The sequence below is a fragment of the Mycolicibacterium sp. lyk4-40-TYG-92 genome (assembly GCF_030209435.1).
Lineage (GTDB): Bacteria > Actinomycetota > Actinomycetes > Mycobacteriales > Mycobacteriaceae > Mycobacterium.
Map to the genome: position 1 here is coordinate 17,074 of NZ_JARVRX010000004.1, position 20,813 is coordinate 37,886.

Genomic DNA, 20,813 nt, shown 5'->3' on the forward strand with positions numbered 1-20,813 from the left:
TCGCGTCGGGTCCGGTCGTGGGAACCTTGTTCCGTTCGCCTGTAACGGTGTTACAGTACTGCCACTGATGGACGTGCGCTAGCAATGAGGGAGCAGATGTGTTCGATCTGAAGATCACCGGAGGCACGGTCGTGGACGGCACCGGCGCCGACCGGTTCACCGCCGACGTCGCGATCAAGGACGGCAAGATCGTGGAGGTTCACCGCCGCGGTCCGAACGACCCTGTGCTGTCCGGTGATTCAGCCGAGACGATCGATGCCGGCGGCAAGATCGTCGCGCCTGGATTCGTGGATATCCACACCCACTACGACGGCCAGGTCAGCTGGGACAGCGTGCTGGAGCCGTCGAGCAACCACGGGGTGACGACGGTCGTCGCGGGCAACTGCGGCGTCGGCTTCGCGCCGGTGCGCCCCGGCCAGGAGGAATGGCTGATCGCGCTCATGGAGGGTGTCGAGGACATCCCGGGTACTGCCCTGACCGAGGGCATCACGTGGGGCTGGGAGACTTTCGGCGAGTACCTCGACATCGTCGGTCAGCGCGAACTGGCAGTGGACATGGGCACTCAGATCGCCCACGGCGCGGTCCGCGCGTACGCGATGGGGGAGCGCGGCGCCCGCAACGAACCCGCCGACCCCGATGACATCAAGGCCATGGCAAGACTGGTCCGGGAGGCGATCGAGGCTGGGGCCCTGGGCTTTTCGTCGTCACGCACCGTGGCGCACCGAGCCATGGACGGCGAACCGGTGCCCGGCACCTTCGCCGCCGAGGACGAGCTGTTCGCTCTGGGACGCGCCGCCTCGGCCGGCGGGGCGGCGGTCTTCGAGCTGGCTCCGCAGGGCGCTGCCGGCGAGGACATCGTCGCGCCGCGCAAGGAACTCGAGTGGATGCGGCGGCTCGGCGAGGAGATCGACTGCGCGTTGAGCTTCGCGCTGATCCAGGTCGACGCCGATCCGAATCTGTGGCGCGAGCAACTCGACTTGTCCGCGGCGGCCCATCAGGCGGGTAGTCGGTTGTTCCCGCAGGTGGCGGCGCGGCCCTTCGGCATGCTGCTGGGTTTCCCGGGCCACCATGCCTTCACCCACCGGCCGACCTACCGCCGGCTGGCCGCCGAATGTACGCGCGAAGAGCTCGCCGAGAAGCTGGCCGAGCCCGCGGTGCGGGCCGCGATCCTGGCGGAGGACGACCTACCGATCGACCCCACCAAGCTGTTCGACGGCATGTTCATGCTGGCGCAGAATGCGGCAAATCGCCTGTACCACATCGGTGAACCGCCGGACTATGAGCCCACCGTCGAGCGCACGGTCGCGGCGATAGCGGAACGCCGCGGCGTGGACCAGTTGGCCGCGATGTACGACCTGATGCTCGAAGCGGGCGCCGGGGCCATGCTGATGTACCCGATGTTCAACTACTCGAACGGTAACCACGACGCCATCCGCGAGATGCTCACGCACCCGGCCGGGGTGCTGGGCCTCTCGGACGGCGGCGCGCACTGCAGCATGATCTGCGACGCGTCGTACCCGACGTTCCTGCTGACGCACTGGGCCCGCGACCGCCACCGCGGCGAGAAGCTGCCGCTGGAGTACGTCATCCGGAAACAGTCGCATGACACCGCCCAGCTGTACGGGATGTCCGACCGCGGCGTCATCGCCGTCGGCAAGAAGGCCGACCTCAACGTCATCGACCTGGACGCGCTGACCCTGCACGCCCCGAAGATGGTGCACGACCTGCCCGCCGGCGGGAAACGCCTGGTGCAGGACGCAAGTGGCTACGACGCGACGATCGTCAGCGGCACCGTCACGCGCCGGCACGGCGCCGACACCGGCGCGCGGCCGGGCCGGCTGGTCCGCGGTATCAGGTAGCGGGGTTGGAATCCTGATGATTTCAGGAGCGTCGCGGTGCCTTCCGTGCGGCGTCGGCGCGGGAGGACCCCGCGGCGACCCGCGCGGATGCGACTCGTGTCGGGTCCCCGGTACGAGCTGCCCGTCGACACGAGGTGCGCCACCAGGATGGCGACGCGCCATGTGAAAGCCATTGGCAGCAGCCCTTTTTGATGGCGTGCGTCATGCTGCTCGCGGGTCCTCGGTGATCCGATCGGCATGGCCACGGATGCGGCGCTGCCGCCGGCACTCTGAGCCGGACCGGAGCTTCCGCACAGCCGCCCAACTATTCCCTTCCCCGGCACCGACGGAGCCGCAGCCGCTGCGATGTGCGCACGGCTCGGCACAGTGGTCATATGTCGGATCGATTTCATCTGGCCGTGGCGTTGGACGGCGCCGGCTGGCACCCGGCCGCGTGGCGCGAGGCCGACGCCCGCCCCGGCGACCTGTTCGGCGCCGGCTACTGGGCGGACCTGGTCCTCGAGGCTGAACGCGGCGCGCTGGACTTTGTGACCATCGAGGATTCGTTGGCAGTTCAATCCGACGATCCTTTCGTGCCGGACCGTCGCCTCGATCGGGTCCGGGGCCGGTTGGACGCCGTGCTGATCGCGGCGCGGGTCGCGCCGCATACCCAGCGGATCGGACTGGTGCCGACGGCCGTCGTCACCCACACTGAGCCGTTCCATGTGTCGAAGGCCATCGCGACCCTCGATTACGTGAGCACCGGCCGGGCCGGCGTGCGCGTCCAGATCGCCGGTCGTCCGGATGTCGCTGCGCACTTCGGGCGACGCGAGGCCGCGGACCGGTCGCGGGCTCACGAATACTTCACCGAGACTGCGGATTACGTCGAGGTACTGCGCCGCTTGTGGGACAGCTGGGAGGACGACGCCGAGATCCGTGATGCCGCGACCGGGCGCTTCATCGACCGGGACAAGCTGCACTACATCGACTTCACCGGTCGGTGGTTCTCTGTCAAAGGCCCGTCCATCACACCGCGCCCACCGCAGGGCCAGCCGATCGTCGCGGCATTGGGCCACGGCGAAGCCGGCCACGAGTTGATCGCCGCGAGTACCGACATCGGGTTCGTCACGCCTCGGGATGCCGAACAGGCGGCGGAAATCGTCGAGGAGATCCGCGCGCTGCAACAGGGGGTGGGCCGTGGGGCCGAGGCCCTGCACATCTTCGGCGATGTGGTGGTGTTCCTCGATGACAGCGCGTCGGCGGCACAGGCCCGCCGGCGGCGACTCGATGACGTTGCCGGAGCCGAATATCGCAGCGATGCAGTGATTTTCGCCGGAACCGCCGCGCAATTGGCCGACCTGCTGACGGACTGGCAAAGCGCCGGGTTGACCGGGTTTCGACTACGGCCGGCGGCCCTCCCACATGACCTGCTCCAGATCACCGAGCAGCTGGTGCCCGAGTTGCGGCGCCGCGGACTCTTCCGCGACGCGTACGAATCGAGCACGTTGCGTGGACTGCTCGAGCTGCCGCGTCCGTCCAACCGTTACGCAAGGATCAGCCAATGAGCAAGCCAGTCAAGCAGATTCACCTCGCAGCGCACTTTCCGGGCGTCAACAACACGACGGTGTGGAGTGACCCGGCGGCCGGCAGCCACATCGAGTTCAGTTCCTTCGCGCATTTCGCGCGAGCGGCCGAGCGCGGGAAGTTCGATTTTCTCTTCCTGGCCGAGGGATTGCGCCTGCGCGAGCAGAACGGTCAGATTTACGACCTCGACGTCGTCGGGCGTCCGGACACCTTCACCGTGCTGGCCGCGCTGGCCGCGGTGACCGAGCGAATCGGCTTGACCGGCACCATCAATTCGACCTTCAACGAACCCTACGAGGTGGCTCGGCAGTTCGCCTCGCTCGACCATCTCTCCGCGGGGCGCGCGGCCTGGAACGTCGTGACATCGTGGGATGCGTTCACGGGCGAGAACTTTCGCCGTGGCGGGTTCCTGGCGGAGGACCAGCGATACGAACGCGCCAAGACGTTTCTGCAGACGACGCTGGAGCTGTTCGACTCATGGCGCGGCGACGAGATCGTGGCCGACAAGTCCAGCGGTGTCTTCTTGTCCGATCCCGACGCCGGCGCGTTCGAACACACGGACAGTCACTTCGACATCCACGGCCGGTTCAACGTGCCACGTAGCCCGCAGGGCCGCCCGGTGATCTTTCAGGCGGGCGACTCGGACGAAGGCCGCGAGTTCGCGGCGTCCGCTGCCGACGCAATCTTCTCGCGGCACAGCACCCTGGAGGCCGGGCAGGCGTTCTATACCGATGTCAAGGGCAGGCTGGCGCGCTACGGGCGGCGCCATGACGAATTGCTCATCCTGCCGGCCGCGACGTTCGTGATCGGGGACACCGACGACGAGGCTGCCGACCTCGCACACGAGATCCGGCTCGCCCAGGTGTCCGGACAGACCGCGATCAAGTTTCTCGAACAGCTCTGGAATCGCGACCTCTCCGACCATGACCCCGACGGGCCGCTGCCTGCGGTCGACCCGGTCGTGGGGGAGAACACCATCGCGCGCGGCCGGGCCAGTGTCCGTATGTTCCGGGACCCGCTCGCGATCGCCGCCGAGTGGCGGGCCAAGGCGGAGGCACAGAAGCTCACCACCCGCGAACTGATCGTCGAGGTCACCGGGCGGCAATCATTCATCGGATCGCCCCACACCATCGCGGCGACGATCGACGAATTCGTTCAGGCCGATGCCAGTGATGGATTCATCCTCGTCCCGCACATCACACCCGGCGGGCTCGATCCGTTCGTCGACCGGGTGGTGCCACTACTGCAGGAGCGTGGCACGTACCGCACCGACTACACGGGTGTCACGTTGCGCGACCACCTGGGACTGGCGCCGCCGCCGCGGCCGGCGACGCGCGCGAATCTCTCAGCTGAGGTGGCGTCGTAGAACATGGCGACTCCACTGACAGTGCTCGATCTGGTGCCGATCTCGTCGGGTTCGACTGCGCCGCAGGCGCTACGCAACAGTGTCGACCTCGCCAAGCGGGCGGAGGCGCTTGGCTATGCGCGCTACTGGTTCGCCGAGCACCACCTCAATCCCGGTATCGCCGGAACCTCACCGGCTGTGCTTCTCGCGCTGACCGCTGCGGAGACCTCGACGATCCGTCTGGGATCGGGGGCGGTGCAGATGGGTCACCGGACCGCGGTGGCGACGGTGGAGGAGTTCGGCCTGCTCGACGCGTTGCATCCGGGCCGGTTCGACCTCGGTCTGGGGCGCTCTGGAGGGAAGCCGCGCGAACCCAAGGTGCCGGTGAGTGCCTCGGTGGGCACTCGCGCCGCCGGCAATGGTTCGAACGGGCTACTGATTCCGCCGAAGTTCGATCCCCGGCCGCTGCTGCAGTCTCCACGGTTCGCCCTCCAACGGGCCCTGCTCCAGCTGCCCGGCGCGCAATCGCAGGACTACACCGATCAGATCAACGACATCCTGGCGTTGATCGCCGGGGTCTACCGCGACGCGGACGGCTTGGCTGCGCGGGTCGTGCCAGGGGAAGGCGCCGACCTGCAAATCTGGATTCTGGGCAGCAGCGGCGGTGAGAGCGCCGACGTCGCCGGCACCAGAGGACTGCGGTTCGCGAGCAACTACCACGTCGCTCCGTCCTCGGTCCTCGAGGCGACCGACGCCTACCGGGCTGCGTTCCGTCCCTCGGCCGAACTCGACGAGCCTTACGTCGCCGTCTCGGCGGATGTCGTCGTCGCCGACGATGAGGCGACGGCCCGCGAGCTCGCCACCGGATACGGCCTGTGGGTGCGCAGCATCCGCACGGCCGAAGGCGCCATCCCGTTTCCGACCCCGGCCGAAGCGCGGGCCCACGACTGGACCGCGGCCGACCGCGCGCTCGTGGCGGACCGCGTCGACACCCAGTTCGTCGGAACCGCCACGCAGGTCGCCGACAAGCTGGAGCGGCTGCGCGACGCCGCCGGGGCCGACGAATTGATCATCACCACCATCACCCACGAGCACCGGGATCGGGTGCGCTCCTACGAGCTGTTGGCCGAGGAGTGGTCCCGACGGGCGTGGTGAGCCCCACATTCGGTGACTGGCGCTGGTGCCTAGGCTGGAGCCATGACACCGGGCAGCGGCCTTTTCAAGATCGAGGACTGCGTCGACGAATCGGGGGCGGTGACGCTGCCGCCCGGCGCGACGCTGATCGCCCTGATCGACGGGAACATCGCCCATCTGCCCGACATGGTGGCATACCGCTACCTGGACTACTCCGGTGCCGATGCGCGAACTTTTGAAGTGACCTGGTCGCAGCTCGGGGTGCGGCTCGCGGCCATCGCGGCCCGGGTGCAGGCCGTCACGCAGCGCGGTGATCGAGTTGCCATCATGGCGCCGCAGGGGCTCGACTATGTCGCCGGTTTCTTCGCGGCGATCAAGGCCGGCGCCATCGCGGTCCCGTTGTTCGCGCCCGAATTGCCGGGGCATGCCGAGCGTTTGGACACCGCGCTCCACGACGCGCGACCGGCGGCGATCTTGACGACGGCCGCGGCGCGCTCGGCCGTCACCGAATTTCTGTCCCAGCACCCGGACCTGGGTACCCCGACAGTCGTCGCCATCGACGAGGTGCCGGACGACGCGGGCGTCTCTTTCGAACCTGTCCACCTCGAGATCGACGACGTCTCCCACCTGCAGTACACCTCGGGGGCGACCCGGCCGCCGGTCGGCGTGGAGATCACCCATAAAGCGGTGGGCACCAACCTGATTCAGATGATCCTGTCCATCGACATGCTGGACCGCAATACGCATGGCGTCAGCTGGCTACCGCTGTATCACGATATGGGCCTGTCGATGATCGGGTTTCCGACGGTGTACGGCGGTCACTCGACGTTGATGTCGCCCACCGCGTTCGTCCGCCGGCCGCTGCGGTGGATCAAGGCGTTGTCGGACTGCTCGAAGGTCGGCCGCGTGGTCACTGCCGCACCGAATTTCGCCTACGAGTGGGCGGCGCATCGGGGTGCGCCGAGCCCGGGCGACGACATCGACCTGGCGAATGTGGTGATGATCGTCGGTTCGGAGCCGGTCAGCATGGACGCCATCAAGAGCTTCAACTCGGTCTTCGAATCGTATGGACTCCCGAAGACGGCGATCAAGCCGTCCTATGGCATCGCCGAGGCGACGCTTTTCGTCTCCAACATCGCGCCCGACGCGGAAGCGACGGTGCGCTACTTCGACCGCGACCCGCTAGCGTCCGGCGCGGCGGTGCCGGTGTCCGAGGACGCACCGGGTGCGGTTGCGCAGGTGGCCTGCGGGCAGCCGGCGAGCAGTCTCTGGGTGGTGCTGGTGGACCCGGCCACCGGAGCCGAACAGCCCGACGGTCGAGTCGGCGAAATCTGGTTGCAGGGCAACAACATCGGCCGTGGTTACTGGGGGCTGCCGGAGGAGACTCGAGAGGTCTTCCACGCTCGGCTGCGCAGTGCCTTGTCGCTGAACAGTCACGCCGACGGCTCCGATATCGACGGATCCTGGCTGCGGACAGGCGATCTGGGCTTCTACCTCGACGGCGAGCTGTACGTCACGGGTCGTCTTGCCGACGTGCTCACGCTCGGTGGGCAGAACCACTATCCGCAGCACATCGAGACGACGGCCGCCGACGCGTCACCCCTGGTGCGGCGCGGCTACGTGACGGCCTTCACCGTGCCGGCCGACGGTGGCGAACAGCTTGTGATCATCGCCGAACGGGCGTCGGGCACGGCCCGCCATGATCCGCAGCCGGCGATCGAGTCGGTCCATGCGCTGGTCTCGGAGCGTCACGGCGTGACCGTCGCCGACGTGCGACTGCTTCCGGCCGGCGGCATCCCGCGCACTACCAGCGGGAAGCTGGCGCGCCGCGCCTGTCGAGCCGCCTATCTGGACGGCACGCTGTAGTCCCGTTCCGCTATGAACGGCATCATATTCAGTTCCGTGGACGCCCGCAGCTGAGATAGCCGAGCGCGGACGAGCCGTGGGTCTTGACTCATGATTATGAATCGGATCATAATTCGGCTCGATTGTTCCGCTCAGCCTGGAGTCGCCCGATGCCGCCCGACACTCGCCAATCGATGGTGCTCGCCGCCGTCGAGCTGCTCCGGGAGCGCGGCGTCGACGGGGTCACGCTCGACGATGTGTTGAGCCGCAGCGGCGCGCCGCGCGGCTCGATCTACCACCACTTTCCCGACGGGCGTGCCCAGATCATCGACGAGGCCGCGCAGCTCAGCGGCGATGCCATCTCACGGCTCATCTCGAAGGCGGCACCCGACGGACCTGCCGCCGTTGTCGACGCCGTCACCAATTTCTGGAGAAAACTGCTGCGTCAGAACAAGTTTGCCGTGGGTTGCCCGGTCGTATCCATCGCCGTCAGTGCCGCCCCGGGATCGCCGCTGGCTCGGCACGCCAATCAGATTTTCCGCACCTGGCATCAGCTCGTCACCGATTGCCTGGTGACCGACGGCCTCGACTCCGTGGCCGCCCGCCGCCTGGCCACCATGTCGCTCGGCGCCATTGAAGGTGCGATCACCATGTGCCGGGCCACATCCAGCCTGCAGCCACTCGATGATGTCGACGCCGAGCTGAAGCTGCTGTTGGCAGCCCGGACGCTGTTTGCCGCCGGCACACCTACCCCGAAGGGAAGTTGAGATCATGGAGTGGACCGGTGCGGTGTATGCCGACGCCCCGACCGTCGAGGTGTCGACGTGGATCGACGCGCCCGTGGCACGAGTCTGGGAAGTGGCCTCGGACATCACGGTGATGCCAGAGTGCAGCCCCGAGTTGCAGCGGGTCGAGTGGCTCGGGGACTGTGACTCACCTTGTGTGGGTGCCCGTTTCACCGGCCACAACAGCCATCCCGCACTCGGGGAGTGGTCGACGGAGTGCGAGATCGTCGAGTACGAACCCGAGCACGTGATGGCCTGGGCCATCGGCGATGCCGGCAACCCGACCGCGACGTGGCGCTTGAGCCTGCGTCCCGAGGGCACCGGAACCCGGCTGGCGGAATGGGCTCAGATGGGCCCCGCGCCCTCGGGTCTGTCGCTGGCCATCGAGAGGATGCCCGACAAGGAGCAGAAGATCGTCTTCAACCGGCTCCGCGAATTCGAGTCCGGGATGCAGTGCGCACTGGCATACATCAAGCAGCGGGCCGAGAGCTGATGCGCGCGGCGACGACGGTCGAGGCCGCCAGCCTCGGAAACTGGAACTACCAGAGGCTTTTCGTCTCCGAGGCCGAGAAGATGGGTCTGGACATCTGTTGGGTCGCCGAGGCGTGGGGATCCGACGCACCGTCCGCACTGGGGTACTACGCGGCATGCACGGAACGGATGTTGTTGGGTTCCGGCATCATTCAGCTGGGTACCCGCACTCCGGTGGCCATCGCGCAGGCCGCGATCACGTTGTCGAATTTGTCGGGCGGACGCTTCCTGTTGGGTCTCGGCGCATCGGGACCCCAGGTCATCGAGGGACTGCACGGTGTGTCGTTCGCCAAGCCGCTGGCCCGGATGCGCGAGACCATCGACATCATCCGCCAAGCCATCGCGGGCGACCGGGTCTCGTACAGCGGCAGGCAGTTCCAGATTCCGCTGCCGGGCGGTGACGTGAAGCCGATGCGGTTGTCGATGCGGGCGGAGCACGAAATCCCGCTGTACATCGCCAGTCTCACGCCCGCCATGCTGCGGTTGACGGGCGAGGTCGCCGACGGCTGGCTCGGCACCAGCTTCGTGCCCGAAGGTGCCGACGTCGCCTACTTCGCCCATCTTGACGACGGTCTCGGTCGCTCTGGCCGAACGCGTGCCGATCTCGACATCTGCCAGGGCGCCGAGGTGTCCTTTGCGCGTGACGAAGCCCACCTCAAGGCATTGATCGACGCCCGGAAGTCCGAGTTGGCGTTCAGCCTCGGCGGAATGGGTTCGGCCTCAACCAATTTCTACAACCAGGCGTACAGCCGGCAGGGCTGGGCCGAGGTCGCGGCGGCGGTCCGCGAACGCTGGCAGTCCGGCGACCGCGACGGTGCGGCGACGCTGATCACCGACGAGATGATCCTGGCCACCACCTTGATCGGCACCGCCGACATGGTGCGTGATCGCCTGCAGGTGTGGTGCGACGCCGGCGTCGACACCGTCCGGATCTACCCGGCGGGCGACACGCTCGAGGAACGGTTCGCCACGCTCGGAGCGGCGATCGACCTGGTGCATTCGATCAACCGGTAACTCGCCGGATGGTAGGCCTACCTACGTGTACGCGACGTGGACTTTGTGGATGTGCCCTTCGAATGGGAAAGGCGCACGTTCGCGGTAGTCCATCGACACCGGTGAACCCAGGCAGGTGCCGATGTCGAGGCAGTCGTTGGCGGTGAACAGCAGTGGGGCGCTGACCGGAACCGTGCCGGAGGCGACCTCGGAGCCGTCGACCGCGACGGTGATGTCCAGCGGGCCACCGGGGCGCAGCTCGGCGTACTGGGTCGTGACCGTGATGGTGTGCCGGCCGGGCGCGATGGCGGCCTCGGACTGAATCTTGGTGCGCTGCAGGATGAACAGGTTGTACTCGTAACGCACGTGGCCGTTCTCGAGGTAGCAGGTCAGGCCACCGGCGCCACTGCCCAGGGCGTACAGCACCCCATTGGCGTTGTCCGGGATGTCGGCGTCGATGGTCACCACGTTGTTCTTGTTGCCCAGTGCCGGCGCGCAGAACTCGGGCATGCGGATCATGTCACCGGAGAACTCCCACTCGCGGAATGGCGGCGCGATCCGCAGTTCAGGGTGATACACCGGCACCCACAGCCCACCACCGATGGGCAGCACCGCATTACGGGCCGCCTCGATGGCGAACATCTCCCGCATCTGCGCGAGCTTCTCCGGCTGGTCAGCGGCGAGATCATTGGCCTGCGACCAGTCTTCGTCCAGGTTGTACAGTTCCCAGACGTCGTTGTCGGGGGTCCAGGTGGCCATCCCGGGTGGCAGGCCGGGCACCCACGGCAGCCGCGGCCCGGTGGCGCCGGCGAACCAGCCGTCGTGATAGATGCCGCGGCTACCCATGATCTCGAAGTACTGGGTCTTCTTGCCGCCCTCGGCATTCCGGTCCGCCAGCGTGTGCGCGAAACTCGCCCCCGCCAACGGCATCTGGGGTTCCCCATACACAGTGCGCGGGGGCTCGATCCCGACGACCTCGTAGATCGTCGGCACGACGTCGTTGCAGTGCAGGAAATGCGGGCGCGGCGCGGGGTCAGCCGTGATCTTGGCCGGCCAGCGGACCGCCATCGGGTTGCGGGTACCGCCCAGATGCGAGGCCATCAGCTTCATGCCCTGGTACGGCGTGGAACCGGCCCAGGCCCAGCCCGCGTGGTACTGATTGTCCACCAGCGGCGAGCCCAGCACGTCGAGCCCGCCGAGCTCATCGAGTGCGTCGATGTGCTGGCGGACGGTCGTCGGAATTCCGTTCTGTGCCAACAACTCCGAGATGGTGCCGTTCTGGCCTTCACCCGAGGAACCGTTGTCGCCCCAGATGTACAGGAACAGTGTGTTGTCGGCATAGCCCAACGCGTCCAGCTCGTCGGCGATCCGGCCGACCTGCACGTCGACGTGCTCGGCGAAGCCGGCCGCGACCTCCATCAGGCGCCGCTGGAACGGCTTCTCATCGTCGGGGATGTCGTCCCAGGCGGGCATCTGCGGATGCCGCTCGGTGAGCTCACAGTCTTGCGGGATCCAGCCCTTGTCCTTGGCGCGCTCGAACACCCGCTCCCGGTAGGCATCCCAGCCGTCGTCGAACTTGCCGGCGTACTTGTCCGCCCATTCCTTCATGATGTGGTGCGGGCCGTGCACTGCGCCGCTGGCCCAGTACATGAGGAACGGCCTGTCGGCGTTGAACGCCTTGTGCCGGCGCAGCCACGAGATCGCGTCGTCGGCCAGATCCTCGGACAGGTGGTAACCGTCTTCGGCTGTCTTGGTCGGCGCCACCACGGTGGTATTGCGGACCAGGTTGGGCTCGTACTGGGATGCCTCGCCGGCCAGGAAACCGTAGAAGTATTCGAAACCCAAACCGGTGGGCCAGTTTTCGAACGGGCCGGCCGCGGTGGTCTCCTCTGCCGGGGTGTTGTGCCACTTGCCGAAAGCCGATGTGGCATAGCCGTACTGCTTGAGGACTTCGGCGACGGTGGCGCTTGACCGCGGAATCTTGCCCGCGTAACCGTCCCAGTCGTTGGCGAGTTCGGCGATCTGCCCGTTACCGATCTCGTGGTGGTTGCGGCCCGTCAGCAGTGACGCCCGCGTCGGCGAGCACATCGCCGTGGTGTGAAACCTGTTGTAAGACACGCCTTCAGCGCACACGCGGTCGAGTGTCGAGGTGGTGACCTCACCGCCGAACGTCGAGGGCAGACCCGGGCCGGCATCATCGATCAACACGATGACGATGTTCGGCGAATCATCGTGCAGGCGCTTGGGGACCGAGCGCGGCTGGTACGTCGACTCCTGCAACGTCCGGCCGGCGACACTGCCCGACGGCACCGGCGGGAAGGGCAGAACACCACCATTCGGCAGCACCGGTGCCACTACATCGTCACGCGTGTCAGACAACTCGATCCCTCTTTCCCCGGATGGCCACCAGCAAAGTTTCCCGAACGTGGCTCTACTGTGCCGTACTCCATTGACGGCCACGTCAGCGGGTGGGACTATGCGGTGCCGCCCCGGTACCCGTCCAGGAATCCGGTGAGTCCTGACGGGGTGTGCGGACCGATGGCGATCTGTTCGACGACGCCGATCCCGGTGCGCTCACCCATGGTCGCCTTCACTACGTTCTGCAGGTGCAGTGACGTGAAGTCCGTCGGATCGAAGTCGTCCAAACGGATTGATTCCCGTCCGATTTCGTACTGGCCGTGATTCGATCCGTGTCCCCAGTGCGGGTGCCAGTAGCCGATGCCGCGCATCCGGAACGTGTACAGCTTCTCCACTTCGATGTGGGTTTCGCCCTCGATGGGGTCGGTGAACCACAGCTGAGCCCGCCGGATTTCGCGCCGCCCCGGCTCCCAGTCGAGTTCGTAGCCGATGTCGTAGCACTCGCGTACCCCGACCCGGCTGCACGGTGACGCACCGTCCGGCAGCGGGTCCAGGATCGCGGCGGTCTCGAGCCACCGGCGTCCGTCCTCGTGCTCGTGGAACGCGTAGTGGGTGAACCGGTCCCCGAAATGCAGTGGCGCCCAGAGCCAGAAAACCTGGAACGGCATGGGCTGGCGCAGCACGGCGAGTTGTTCGCCGACCGGCCGGATGCCCCAGGACCGATCCCGGGTCCCCGGCACGTCACCGGTAGCGACCGCAACGTCTTCGCCGTCGACAGTGATCGTCCCTTCCCACGACCCCCATTGCGTGAGCCTGGTGTGGTCGGTCAGCACGATGCCCTCAGCGGTGCGGCGCTGCTGACGCGGCTCCTCGACGGCCACGGTGGTGGCTCGGAAAGTCAGGTCGCAGGAGATGTCCTGCTCGTTGGCTTCGACGATATAGCGGATGGTCCGCAGCGGCTCGACGACCTCGATGCGGAAGGGGCCGATGGTTGCCGACCGGTCCAGGGGCATCGCGCCCGACGCGAAGACCGAATGCTGGACACCGCCTTTAACCACGCTGAACGCCGCGTCGATGATGCCGCGAACGGGGTAGTGCCCCATGGCCGCACCGAAGTAGAAATCGCCGTCACGCTGGTGGCCGTTGAACCAGTAGCGGTCATAGTGGTTGGGGTCGCCGCTGGCCGGCACGCCTACCGGGTCGGCGGAGGCGTGGATCGGATAGTCGTCGAACGGAGTCAGCACGCTGGCGTCACCGCTCGGGTTCGTTGATCTTCACCAGCATCTTGCCGATGTTCGCTCCGGTAAACAGGCCGTTGAGCGCGTCGATGCTGGATTCCAGTCCGTCGTAAACAGTTTCGCGATGCACCAGCAGGCCCTGCTGTTCCCAGCCGCTCAGCGCGGCAAAGGCCTCGTCGAAGCGTGCCCACTCCTCGAGGGCGATGAAGCCCTGCATCGTCGACGCCGTGGAGAGCAGGTTGACGTAGTTGGACGGACCGGGGTGGTCGCCGTTGAGGTAGGTGGTGATGATGCCGCACATGACCACGCGGGCCCGGTGCGCGAGGTTGCCGAGCGCGGCGTTGAGGATGTCTCCACCGACGTTGTCGAAGTAGACGTTGATCCCGCCGGGGCACGCCGCCTTCAGGGCAGCCGGGAAATCGTCGGCCTTGTAGTCGACGCAGGCGTCGAAACCGAACTCCTCGACCACGACGCGGCATTTCTCCGGACCGCCCGCGATGCCGACGACGCGCGCGCCGGCGATCTTTGCGATCTGTCCGGCGACCGATCCGGTGGCGCCTGCCGCGGCCGAGACGACGACCGTCTCGCCGGGCTGAGGCTTTCCGACGCCCGTCATGCCGAAGTAGGCGGTCGCCCCGGTGGGACCGTAGATCGACATCACCGCAAGTGGATCGGTGTACCCGAGCACCGGCGTGCTGAACAGATCGTCACGGATGATGGCGTAGTCCTGCAGCCCGGTGAGCGCGGTGACCAGGTCGCCGACTTTGTAGGCGGCGCAACGTGATTCGACGACCTCGCCGATGCCGGCCACGCGCACGACCTCGCCGAGTTCCAGTGCCGGAAGATAACCGGGTTCGCCGTCCAGCCAGGTCCGGGCGGCGGCATCGATGCCGACATAGGTCGTCCGCAGCAGTGCTTCACCCTCGGCGGGGACCGGTGCGGGCACCGTCACCATCTCGGTGTCGTCGGGGGAGACCAGACCGTTGGGGCGGCGCCGCAGCAGGATCTGACGGTTATCTCGGTTCATCGTGTCGTTTCTGTGGGTGCCGGTGAGTTTTCATATTGATTATTAAAAGTCCTCTCGGTTATCGTCAACCCCGAATGTGAGAGTGGTCGCCAGGAGAGTCCGATGAGCGTCAGTAACGCAGCCCCCCGCCGGGGGCGGCCGCCGCGCATCGACCAGAGCGCCATCGCCGCAGCGGTTTTGGAGATCGGCACCGAGAACGCCACCATGCGGCGGGTCGCCGAGCATCTCGGCATCAGCCTCCCGGGGCTCTACCATCACGTGAAGAACCAGCACGACCTGCTGCGCCTGGCCACCGTCAGTGCCCTGACGAATTCACCGCCGCCGCGATACACCGGTGGACACTGGGCCACCTGGCTACGCGACTACGCGTCCTACATCCGGACGGTGCTGGCCGCCGAACCCGCGTTGGTGGAGAAGTTCGTCAGTGGTGCTGTCGGCCATGACGTGGAGATGGAGTACACCGCGGAGGCGGTGGAAACTCTTGCCGCACAGGGCTTGTCGCCGAGCGATGCCCTTGCGGTGTGGGCGGCGGTGAGCACAATGGCAGTCGGCAGTGTCACCGAGGCCCATCGCGAATACCTGTACTCCGAGAGTGGACAGCCGTGGCTGGCCCGGATCCTCGCGCTCACCACCAAGCGTCCACCGTCAGAGTTTCCGACATTGCGCGCCATTGCCAAATCGGGTGACGATCCGTTCGGTGACGAGGCCTTCCAGCATCGAATCACGTTGTTGCTGGGCGGTATTGCGGCGCATTACGGGCTACCGCCGGAGCCGGTCTAGGCGCGAGGCGTCACGTCGCACGCTGGCCCTTCGCCCACGCCCAGGAGGCGATGCGCCAGCTGATGCCCTCCCGGCGCATGGCGAAGGTGAGGACGGCGCCGGTCTGCGTGATCTGAGTGCCCTTGAGGTCGAACGTCATCGACGCGGGCAGCACCACGTAGGCGGCGTCGTCGTTGATGTCGTTGTGCAGTGGTTCGCCGACGGTCACGTGGTAGCCGGACGTCCCCAGGTGCTCGCCCTCGGTCAGGACGTCGCGGTACCAGTCCGCTGCGGCCGTCGGACCCAGCCATTGGTGCGGTGCCATGCCGTCCAGGATCGAACCGTTGGGGGAGAACACCGCCGACATGCCGTCAGCGTCACCGGCATTGAAGGCATCGATGTAGGTCTTGATGGCATCTAGTGGGGTGGCACTCATCGCATCTGGTCCAAACGTCGGCGTTCTCCTGGCGAGGCGTCACACTAGCACCGCCCAATCCGCCTGGTGGCGAAACGAATACGGCCTGTCTCGGTGCCGTAGCAGCACCGAGACAGGCCGTATTGCCGTCAGCTTTGCGGGTTCGTCAGCTCCGCGGGTACGTCGGGTACTCGATACCCGAGAGGAACTGCACGACGCGGACCACCTGGCACGAGTAACCGAACTCGTTGTCGTACCAGCAGTACAGGATCGCCTGGTCGCCGTCGACGATGGCTGCGTTCGCGTCGATGATCGACGCCGCACGCGAACCGATGAAGTCGCTCGACACTGCGTCGGTCGCCGCGGTGTAGTCGAGGTTGCGGCTCAGCGGGCCCGACAGCGACGTCTCGCGCAGGTGCGTGAGCACCTCGTCCTTCGTCGTCTCCTTCTTGAGCTGGAGGCTCAGGATGGCGATCGAGACGTCTGGGGTGGGGACGCGGATCGAGTTACCCGTGATCTTGGCCTTGAGCTCCGGCAGCGCCTTGGCGACGGCCGAGGCCGCACCGGTCTCGGTGATGGTCAGGTTCAGCGGCGCGGAACGGCCTCGACGGTCGGCCTTGTGGTAGTTGTCCAGCAGGTTCTGGTCGTTGGTGAACGAGTGCACCGTCTCGACGTGGCCGCGGATGATGCCGAACTTCTCGTCCATCGCCTTGAGCGGCGGCACGATCGCGTTGGTGGTGCACGACGCACACGAGAAGATTTGCTGGCTGACGTCCTGCCCGAGGTGGTTGACGCCGTGCACGATGTTCGGCACGTCGCCCTTGCCCGGTGCGGTCAGAACGACCTTGGAGATGCCCGGACGCAGGTGCTGCTCGAGGCCGGCACGGTCGCGCCACTTGCCGGTGTTGTCGATGAGGATGGCGTCGTTGATGCCGTACGCGGTGTAGTCGACCTCAGAGGGGTCGTTGGCGTAGATGAACTTGACGACGTTGCCATTGGCGATGAGGAGGTTGTTCTCCTTGTCGACCTTGATGGTGCCGTTGAAGTGGCCGTGTACCGAGTCGCGGCGCAGCAGCGACGCGCGCTTCTTCAGGTCGTCTGCGCCACCGCTGCGGACCACGACGGCCCGGAGGTTCAGGCCGTTGCCTCCGCCGGCTTTCTCGACCAGCAGGCGGGCCACGAGGCGACCGATCCGGCCGAAGCCGTAGAGCACGACGTCACGCGGGCCCTGTGGCTCGGCCTTGTTGTCGCCTGTGACGTCGGACAGCGCGTCGGCGACGAAGTCGGCGACCGACAGGCCCCGCTCGTCCGCGCGGTAGGCGTGCACCAGCAGGCCGAGGTCGATCTTGGCCGGACCCAGGTCCAGGTTCGCCAGAGCCTCGAGGAACGGGAAGGTCTCCACCACCGACAGCTCTTCGCCGGCGATCTGCCGGGCGAAGCGGTGGGTGCGCAGGATGCTGATCACCGACTTGTTCACCAGCGACCGGCTGTGCAGCAGGACGGTGACGCCCCGCGTGCGGTGCAGGGTGCCGACGATCGGAATCATCGCCTCCGCCAGGGCTTCCTGGGTGTTCCAATTGGCAAGTTCTGGTGTATTCAACTCATCTGTCCTACGGGTCGCTTGGCCGATCGCGCTGAGCAGCGCATTCATGTTAGCGATCGGCATTTCCGGCTCTGCAGGTCGTCCCGCTGGCAGGTCACGTAGGGGTTGACAGCCGCCGTCGCGCGTGCGCTGAAACCGGCGGCACTGCTCGCGTTCGGGGGGCACCCCGCCAGGCGTCGACTCCCGTTTTGCTGCAGGAATGCCGTTTTCGGCGGGTGCTCAGTGGGCCGCAGGCTGAATCCGACGCAGGATCGGCACCAAACCGACGAGTGCGATGACGTTCGCCACCACGATCAGCGCGATGGTGTAGCTGGGGGAGATGTCGTAGACGGCGCCGAGCAGCCCACCCGCGATGAGCAACGCGACGCCGCGCAACAGCGCCAGCCACCCGAAGGCGACAGCTCGCGTGTTCGCCAGCACCAGCTCGGTGACGACTGATTTCACCGTCGAGTCGAGGACGCCATTGACGATGCCCCACACCGCGACGCCGATCCACACCAGTGTCCGGTCGCCAGTGAAGGCGATCGCGGAGAGAGCGGCGGCAATGGGCACTGCGACCAGAGTGACGGGCCCCCGCTTGTCGTAGATCCGGCCCATGACCAGACCGGTCGCGCCGTCGACAGCCATCGCGACCGCGAACAGCACCGGGACCTGGGCGTCGGAGAGCAGTCCGGTGCGTTGGGCATGGAACGCGAGCAACGGGAACGATGCGACGCCGCACGACAACACCCCGATCGTGACGACGTACTGCCAGAACTGTGCGGGCAATCGGTTCGGTGCCGCGGGGCTGCCAGCTGTGGATTCCGCGGCTTCGCGAATGGCCGCTTCTTCGTAGCTCCGAGGGTCGGGAACGCGAAATCGCAGCCAGCCCAGCAGGATCAGGACCAGTACACCGGGAAAGATCAGTACTCCGAAGGCCATTCGGTAGTCGCCCGCGGAGGCGCTCAACACCGCGGCCAGCAGCAGCGGCCCGGCAATGGCGCCGGTCTGGTCGAGGGCCTGGTGTACACCGAACGCGCTGCCGCGCCCCGTGCTCGTCGAGGCATGCGACAGCAGAGTGTCCTTCGCCGGTGAGCGGACGGCCTTGCCCAGTCGTTCGGTGCCGTACAGCAGCAGCGCCGGCACAAGCGATCCGGTGACACCGATCAACGGCACACTCGACACCGTCAACGCATAGCCGGTGATCGTCCAGGCCCAGTAATGCTGAGTCCGCGCAACGGCGTAGCCGGCAACAACGCGCAGTCCATATCCGATGAATTCGCCTGCGCCCGCGACCAGGCCGACGAGGGCAGCGGACGCGCCGAGCGTGGCCAGGTAGGGGCCGATGATGCTGCGGGCACCCTCGTACACCATGTCCGCGAGCAGGCTCACCACACCGAAAACGAGGACGAAGTGCCAGGGTTTGAGTGGTCGGCCGGTCACGCACCGATTGTCCACGGGGCCCTGGCAGATGTGTCACCGATGTCCTGAGACATGCCACTTGTCATACCCGTCTGGCACAATCGAAATTATGTTCGAACGTTCTGGTATCGGGGCCGGCGGCGTGCTGGTCCACGATGTTGGCGTGGTCGACTTGATGATCCATTTTGCGCGGGTAGAAAACCAGAGCGCTGCGGGTCGGCTGACGGCCATCGCCGATCTGGCTATGTTGCGTGTCGATGACCAGGCGGGCCGGCAGTGGTGGGCTTGTGATGGCTGGGACGCCGCGGTCGCTGAGGTGGGGGCGGCGCTGGGGATCGGGAAGCGTGAAGCGTCGGGGCAGTTGTCGATTGCGGTTGCGTTGCGGTTCCGGCTTCCGCGGGTGGCGGCGGTGTTCGCCGATGGTGGGGTGTCGGCGCGGACGGTGGGCACGATCTGTTGGCGTACTCGTCTGGTGGAGGACCCGAACACGCTGGCCGTGATCGATGCTGCGTTGGCGGGGGCGTTGTCGGAGTGGGCGGGGTTGTCGCGCAAGAAGATTGAGCGCAAGATCGACGGCTGGGTGCACAAGTTCGACCCGGCTGCGGTGTTGAAGGTGCGCTCGGCGGCGCGTCGTCGTGGGGTGGGTGTCGGCAAGCCTGATGATGAGACGGGGGTGGCGTCGATTTGGGGTGCGTTGCTGGCCACTGATGCGGAGTTGTTGGATCGGGTGTTGACCGAGATGGCCCGTCAGGTGTGCGAGAACGATCCGCGTACGTTCGGGCAGCGCCGCGCGGATGCGTTGGGGGTGTTGGCGGCGCGTGGCGATCGGTTGGTCTGTCAGTGCGGCGGCCCGGATTGCCCGGCGGCGGGGCCTGATGCGCGGGCGGCGGCGGTGATGATTCATGTGCTCACCGATGGCCGGCCGGCGCTGGTGGCTGATCCGCTGCTGCACGGGGATCCGGCCGCGCCTGCGACTCCGGCACCGACCCGGTCAGCGTCTGAGCCGGTGTTCACACCCGAGCCTGCGCCCGAGCATTTCTTCACTGCCCAATCTGAGCCCGTGCCGGCGAATGACATGGCGCCGACGCCCATGCCCGACCCGGCACCGGCGGCCGATTCGCGGCCCGCCGACACCCCGACCCCTGCTGCGGCCGAACCAGCCAGCGACCCCGCGTCCACACCGGTGGCCGACGCGGCGCCCACGCCGGTCCCGACTTCCGCTAAACTCGCGGCGCCGGTGCGTTCCCCGGTCGGCTATGTCCTCGGGGGCGGCGTGGTGCCGCCGGCGGTGCTGGCGGACCTGGTGGCCCGCGGCGCGAAAGTCCGCACCGTCGCCACGGCCGGCGACCTCGAGGGTGTGCCGCGGTACCGGCCGTCGGCTGCGATGGATGAATTCGTGCGGATGCGGGCGATGACGTGCATGTTCCCGGGCTGCGATCACCCGGCCACCGCCTCCGATATCGACCACACGATTGCGTGGCCGGACGGGCCGACCCATCCGGGGAACCTGAGCCCGAAATGCCGCAAACACCACCTTCTGAAGACGTTCTACGGCGGGCCCGATGGGTGGCGGGACCGTCAGCAGCCCGACGGCAGCATTGTGTGGACCGCGCCCACCGGCCACACCTACATCAGCGTGCCCGAAAGTCGAATCTTGTTCCCCCGCAAAGTCACCGACACACCACTACCGGACCGGCCACCTCCGGATGCCACCGACATGGACAGCCCACCGGCTCCCGGCCGGGGCGTCATGATGCCCATCCGCCGCCGCACCCGCGCGCAAAACCAGGCCCAACAGATCGCTTACGAGCGCGCCCTCAACCAAGCCGACATCGACGAGTGCAAGGCCGCCCAAGAAGCCTTCGACCGCCTACGCAAAGAACGCCAAGAACGCGAAGCCGCAGAGGCCGCCGAATCCGCAGACCAGCAAGACATCCCGCCGCCGCAGTGAATGAGC

Annotated in this window: 16 protein-coding genes; 10 read left to right on the forward strand and 6 right to left on the reverse strand. The window is 66.9% G+C overall.

What is annotated here, in order from left to right:
* Nucleotides 1–98: 98 nt before the first annotated feature.
* From QRN63_RS09675 to QRN63_RS09710, 8 genes are all read left to right on the forward strand, one after another.
* Complete coding sequence (locus tag QRN63_RS09675) at nt 99–1,859, forward strand: N-acyl-D-amino-acid deacylase family protein (protein ID WP_285030584.1); 1,761 nt, start codon at nt 99–101, stop codon at nt 1,857–1,859.
* Between the two features lie 374 nt (nt 1,860–2,233).
* Nucleotides 2,234–3,403 carry an LLM class flavin-dependent oxidoreductase gene (locus tag QRN63_RS09680; protein WP_285030585.1) on the forward strand — a complete coding sequence of 390 codons (1,170 nt, stop codon included), beginning with the start codon at nt 2,234–2,236 and terminating at the stop codon, nt 3,401–3,403.
* On the forward strand, nt 3,400–4,788 hold the full coding sequence (locus tag QRN63_RS09685; RefSeq protein ID WP_285030586.1) for an NtaA/DmoA family FMN-dependent monooxygenase: 1,389 nt from the start codon (nt 3,400–3,402) through the stop codon (nt 4,786–4,788). The genes QRN63_RS09680 and QRN63_RS09685 overlap by 4 nt, the downstream gene beginning before the upstream one ends.
* 3 nt (nt 4,789–4,791) lie before the next feature.
* Complete coding sequence (locus QRN63_RS09690; protein WP_285030587.1) at nt 4,792–5,922, forward strand: LLM class flavin-dependent oxidoreductase; 1,131 nt, start codon at nt 4,792–4,794, stop codon at nt 5,920–5,922.
* 42 nt (nt 5,923–5,964) lie between these two features.
* On the forward strand, nt 5,965–7,767 hold the full coding sequence (locus QRN63_RS09695) for a fatty acyl-AMP ligase (RefSeq protein WP_285030588.1): 1,803 nt from the start codon (nt 5,965–5,967) through the stop codon (nt 7,765–7,767).
* Between the two features lie 149 nt (nt 7,768–7,916).
* The gene (locus QRN63_RS09700) at nt 7,917–8,513 is read left to right on the forward strand and encodes a TetR/AcrR family transcriptional regulator (protein ID WP_285030589.1); all 597 of its coding nucleotides are present in this window, start codon (nt 7,917–7,919) and stop codon (nt 8,511–8,513) included.
* A gap of 4 nt (nt 8,514–8,517) precedes the next feature.
* A complete protein-coding gene (locus QRN63_RS09705) occupies nt 8,518–9,024 on the forward strand; it encodes an SRPBCC family protein (RefSeq protein ID WP_285030590.1) in 507 nt (168 codons plus the stop codon).
* Entirely contained in the window at nt 9,024–10,076 is a 1,053-nt protein-coding gene (locus QRN63_RS09710) for an LLM class flavin-dependent oxidoreductase (RefSeq protein WP_267317434.1), read from the forward strand. The genes QRN63_RS09705 and QRN63_RS09710 overlap by 1 nt, the downstream gene beginning before the upstream one ends.
* Nucleotides 10,077–10,097: 21 nt before the next feature.
* Here the strand turns inward: QRN63_RS09710 and QRN63_RS09715 are convergent, their stop codons facing one another.
* The 3 genes from QRN63_RS09715 to QRN63_RS09725 all read right to left on the reverse strand — a co-directional run bounded on the left by QRN63_RS09715 (nt 10,098) and on the right by QRN63_RS09725 (nt 14,678).
* Nucleotides 10,098–12,434 carry an arylsulfatase gene (locus QRN63_RS09715; RefSeq protein ID WP_285030591.1) on the reverse strand — a complete coding sequence of 779 codons (2,337 nt, stop codon included), beginning with the start codon at nt 12,432–12,434 and terminating at the stop codon, nt 10,098–10,100.
* Between the two features lie 95 nt (nt 12,435–12,529).
* Nucleotides 12,530–13,657 carry an Rv3169 family protein gene (locus QRN63_RS09720; protein WP_285030592.1) on the reverse strand — a complete coding sequence of 376 codons (1,128 nt, stop codon included), beginning with the start codon at nt 13,655–13,657 and terminating at the stop codon, nt 12,530–12,532.
* Between the two features lie 7 nt (nt 13,658–13,664).
* Nucleotides 13,665–14,678 (reverse strand): NADP-dependent oxidoreductase, encoded by a 1,014-nt coding sequence (locus tag QRN63_RS09725; RefSeq protein WP_285030593.1) that lies wholly within the window; start codon nt 14,676–14,678, stop codon nt 13,665–13,667.
* Between the two features lie 102 nt (nt 14,679–14,780).
* Between QRN63_RS09725 and QRN63_RS09730 the strand changes: the two genes are divergently transcribed.
* Nucleotides 14,781–15,458 (forward strand): TetR/AcrR family transcriptional regulator C-terminal domain-containing protein, encoded by a 678-nt coding sequence (locus QRN63_RS09730; protein WP_285030594.1) that lies wholly within the window; start codon nt 14,781–14,783, stop codon nt 15,456–15,458.
* Nucleotides 15,459–15,468: 10 nt separating this feature from the next.
* On the opposite strand, the gene QRN63_RS09735 is transcribed toward QRN63_RS09730, so the two are convergent.
* From QRN63_RS09735 to QRN63_RS09745, 3 genes are all read right to left on the reverse strand, one after another.
* Nucleotides 15,469–15,873, reverse strand: a complete 405-nt coding sequence (locus tag QRN63_RS09735; RefSeq protein ID WP_285030595.1) for a nuclear transport factor 2 family protein — start codon at nt 15,871–15,873, stop codon at nt 15,469–15,471.
* Nucleotides 15,874–16,018: 145 nt separating this feature from the next.
* Nucleotides 16,019–17,452: a glyceraldehyde-3-phosphate dehydrogenase gene (locus QRN63_RS09740; RefSeq protein ID WP_285030596.1), complete on the reverse strand. Its 1,434-nt coding sequence runs from the start codon at nt 17,450–17,452 to the stop codon at nt 16,019–16,021.
* 222 nt (nt 17,453–17,674) lie between these two features.
* The gene (locus tag QRN63_RS09745; protein WP_285030597.1) at nt 17,675–18,877 is read right to left on the reverse strand and encodes an MFS transporter; all 1,203 of its coding nucleotides are present in this window, start codon (nt 18,875–18,877) and stop codon (nt 17,675–17,677) included.
* A gap of 88 nt (nt 18,878–18,965) precedes the next feature.
* Between QRN63_RS09745 and QRN63_RS09750 the strand changes: the two genes are divergently transcribed.
* Nucleotides 18,966–20,807 carry a DUF222 domain-containing protein gene (locus QRN63_RS09750; protein ID WP_285030598.1) on the forward strand — a complete coding sequence of 614 codons (1,842 nt, stop codon included), beginning with the start codon at nt 18,966–18,968 and terminating at the stop codon, nt 20,805–20,807.
* Nucleotides 20,808–20,813: the final 6 nt, after the last annotated feature.

Excerpts from the sequence above, each read along its gene's own strand:
- QRN63_RS09680 (WP_285030585.1), top strand. The coding sequence starts at position 2,234 with ATGTCGGATCGATTTCATCTGGCCGTGGCGTTGGACGGCGCCGGCTGG.
- QRN63_RS09685 (WP_285030586.1), top strand. The coding sequence starts at position 3,400 with ATGAGCAAGCCAGTCAAGCAGATTCACCTCGCAGCGCACTTTCCGGGC.
- QRN63_RS09690 (WP_285030587.1), top strand. The coding sequence starts at position 4,792 with ATGGCGACTCCACTGACAGTGCTCGATCTGGTGCCGATCTCGTCGGGT.
- QRN63_RS09695 (WP_285030588.1), top strand. The coding sequence starts at position 5,965 with ATGACACCGGGCAGCGGCCTTTTCAAGATCGAGGACTGCGTCGACGAA.
- QRN63_RS09700 (WP_285030589.1), top strand. The coding sequence starts at position 7,917 with ATGCCGCCCGACACTCGCCAATCGATGGTGCTCGCCGCCGTCGAGCTG.
- QRN63_RS09705 (WP_285030590.1), top strand. The coding sequence starts at position 8,518 with ATGGAGTGGACCGGTGCGGTGTATGCCGACGCCCCGACCGTCGAGGTG.
- QRN63_RS09710 (WP_267317434.1), top strand. The coding sequence starts at position 9,024 with ATGCGCGCGGCGACGACGGTCGAGGCCGCCAGCCTCGGAAACTGGAAC.
- QRN63_RS09725 (WP_285030593.1), bottom strand. The coding sequence starts at position 14,678 with ATGAACCGAGATAACCGTCAGATCCTGCTGCGGCGCCGCCCCAACGGT.
- QRN63_RS09730 (WP_285030594.1), top strand. The coding sequence starts at position 14,781 with ATGAGCGTCAGTAACGCAGCCCCCCGCCGGGGGCGGCCGCCGCGCATC.
- QRN63_RS09735 (WP_285030595.1), bottom strand. The coding sequence starts at position 15,873 with ATGAGTGCCACCCCACTAGATGCCATCAAGACCTACATCGATGCCTTC.
- QRN63_RS09750 (WP_285030598.1), top strand. The coding sequence starts at position 18,966 with ATGTTCGAACGTTCTGGTATCGGGGCCGGCGGCGTGCTGGTCCACGAT.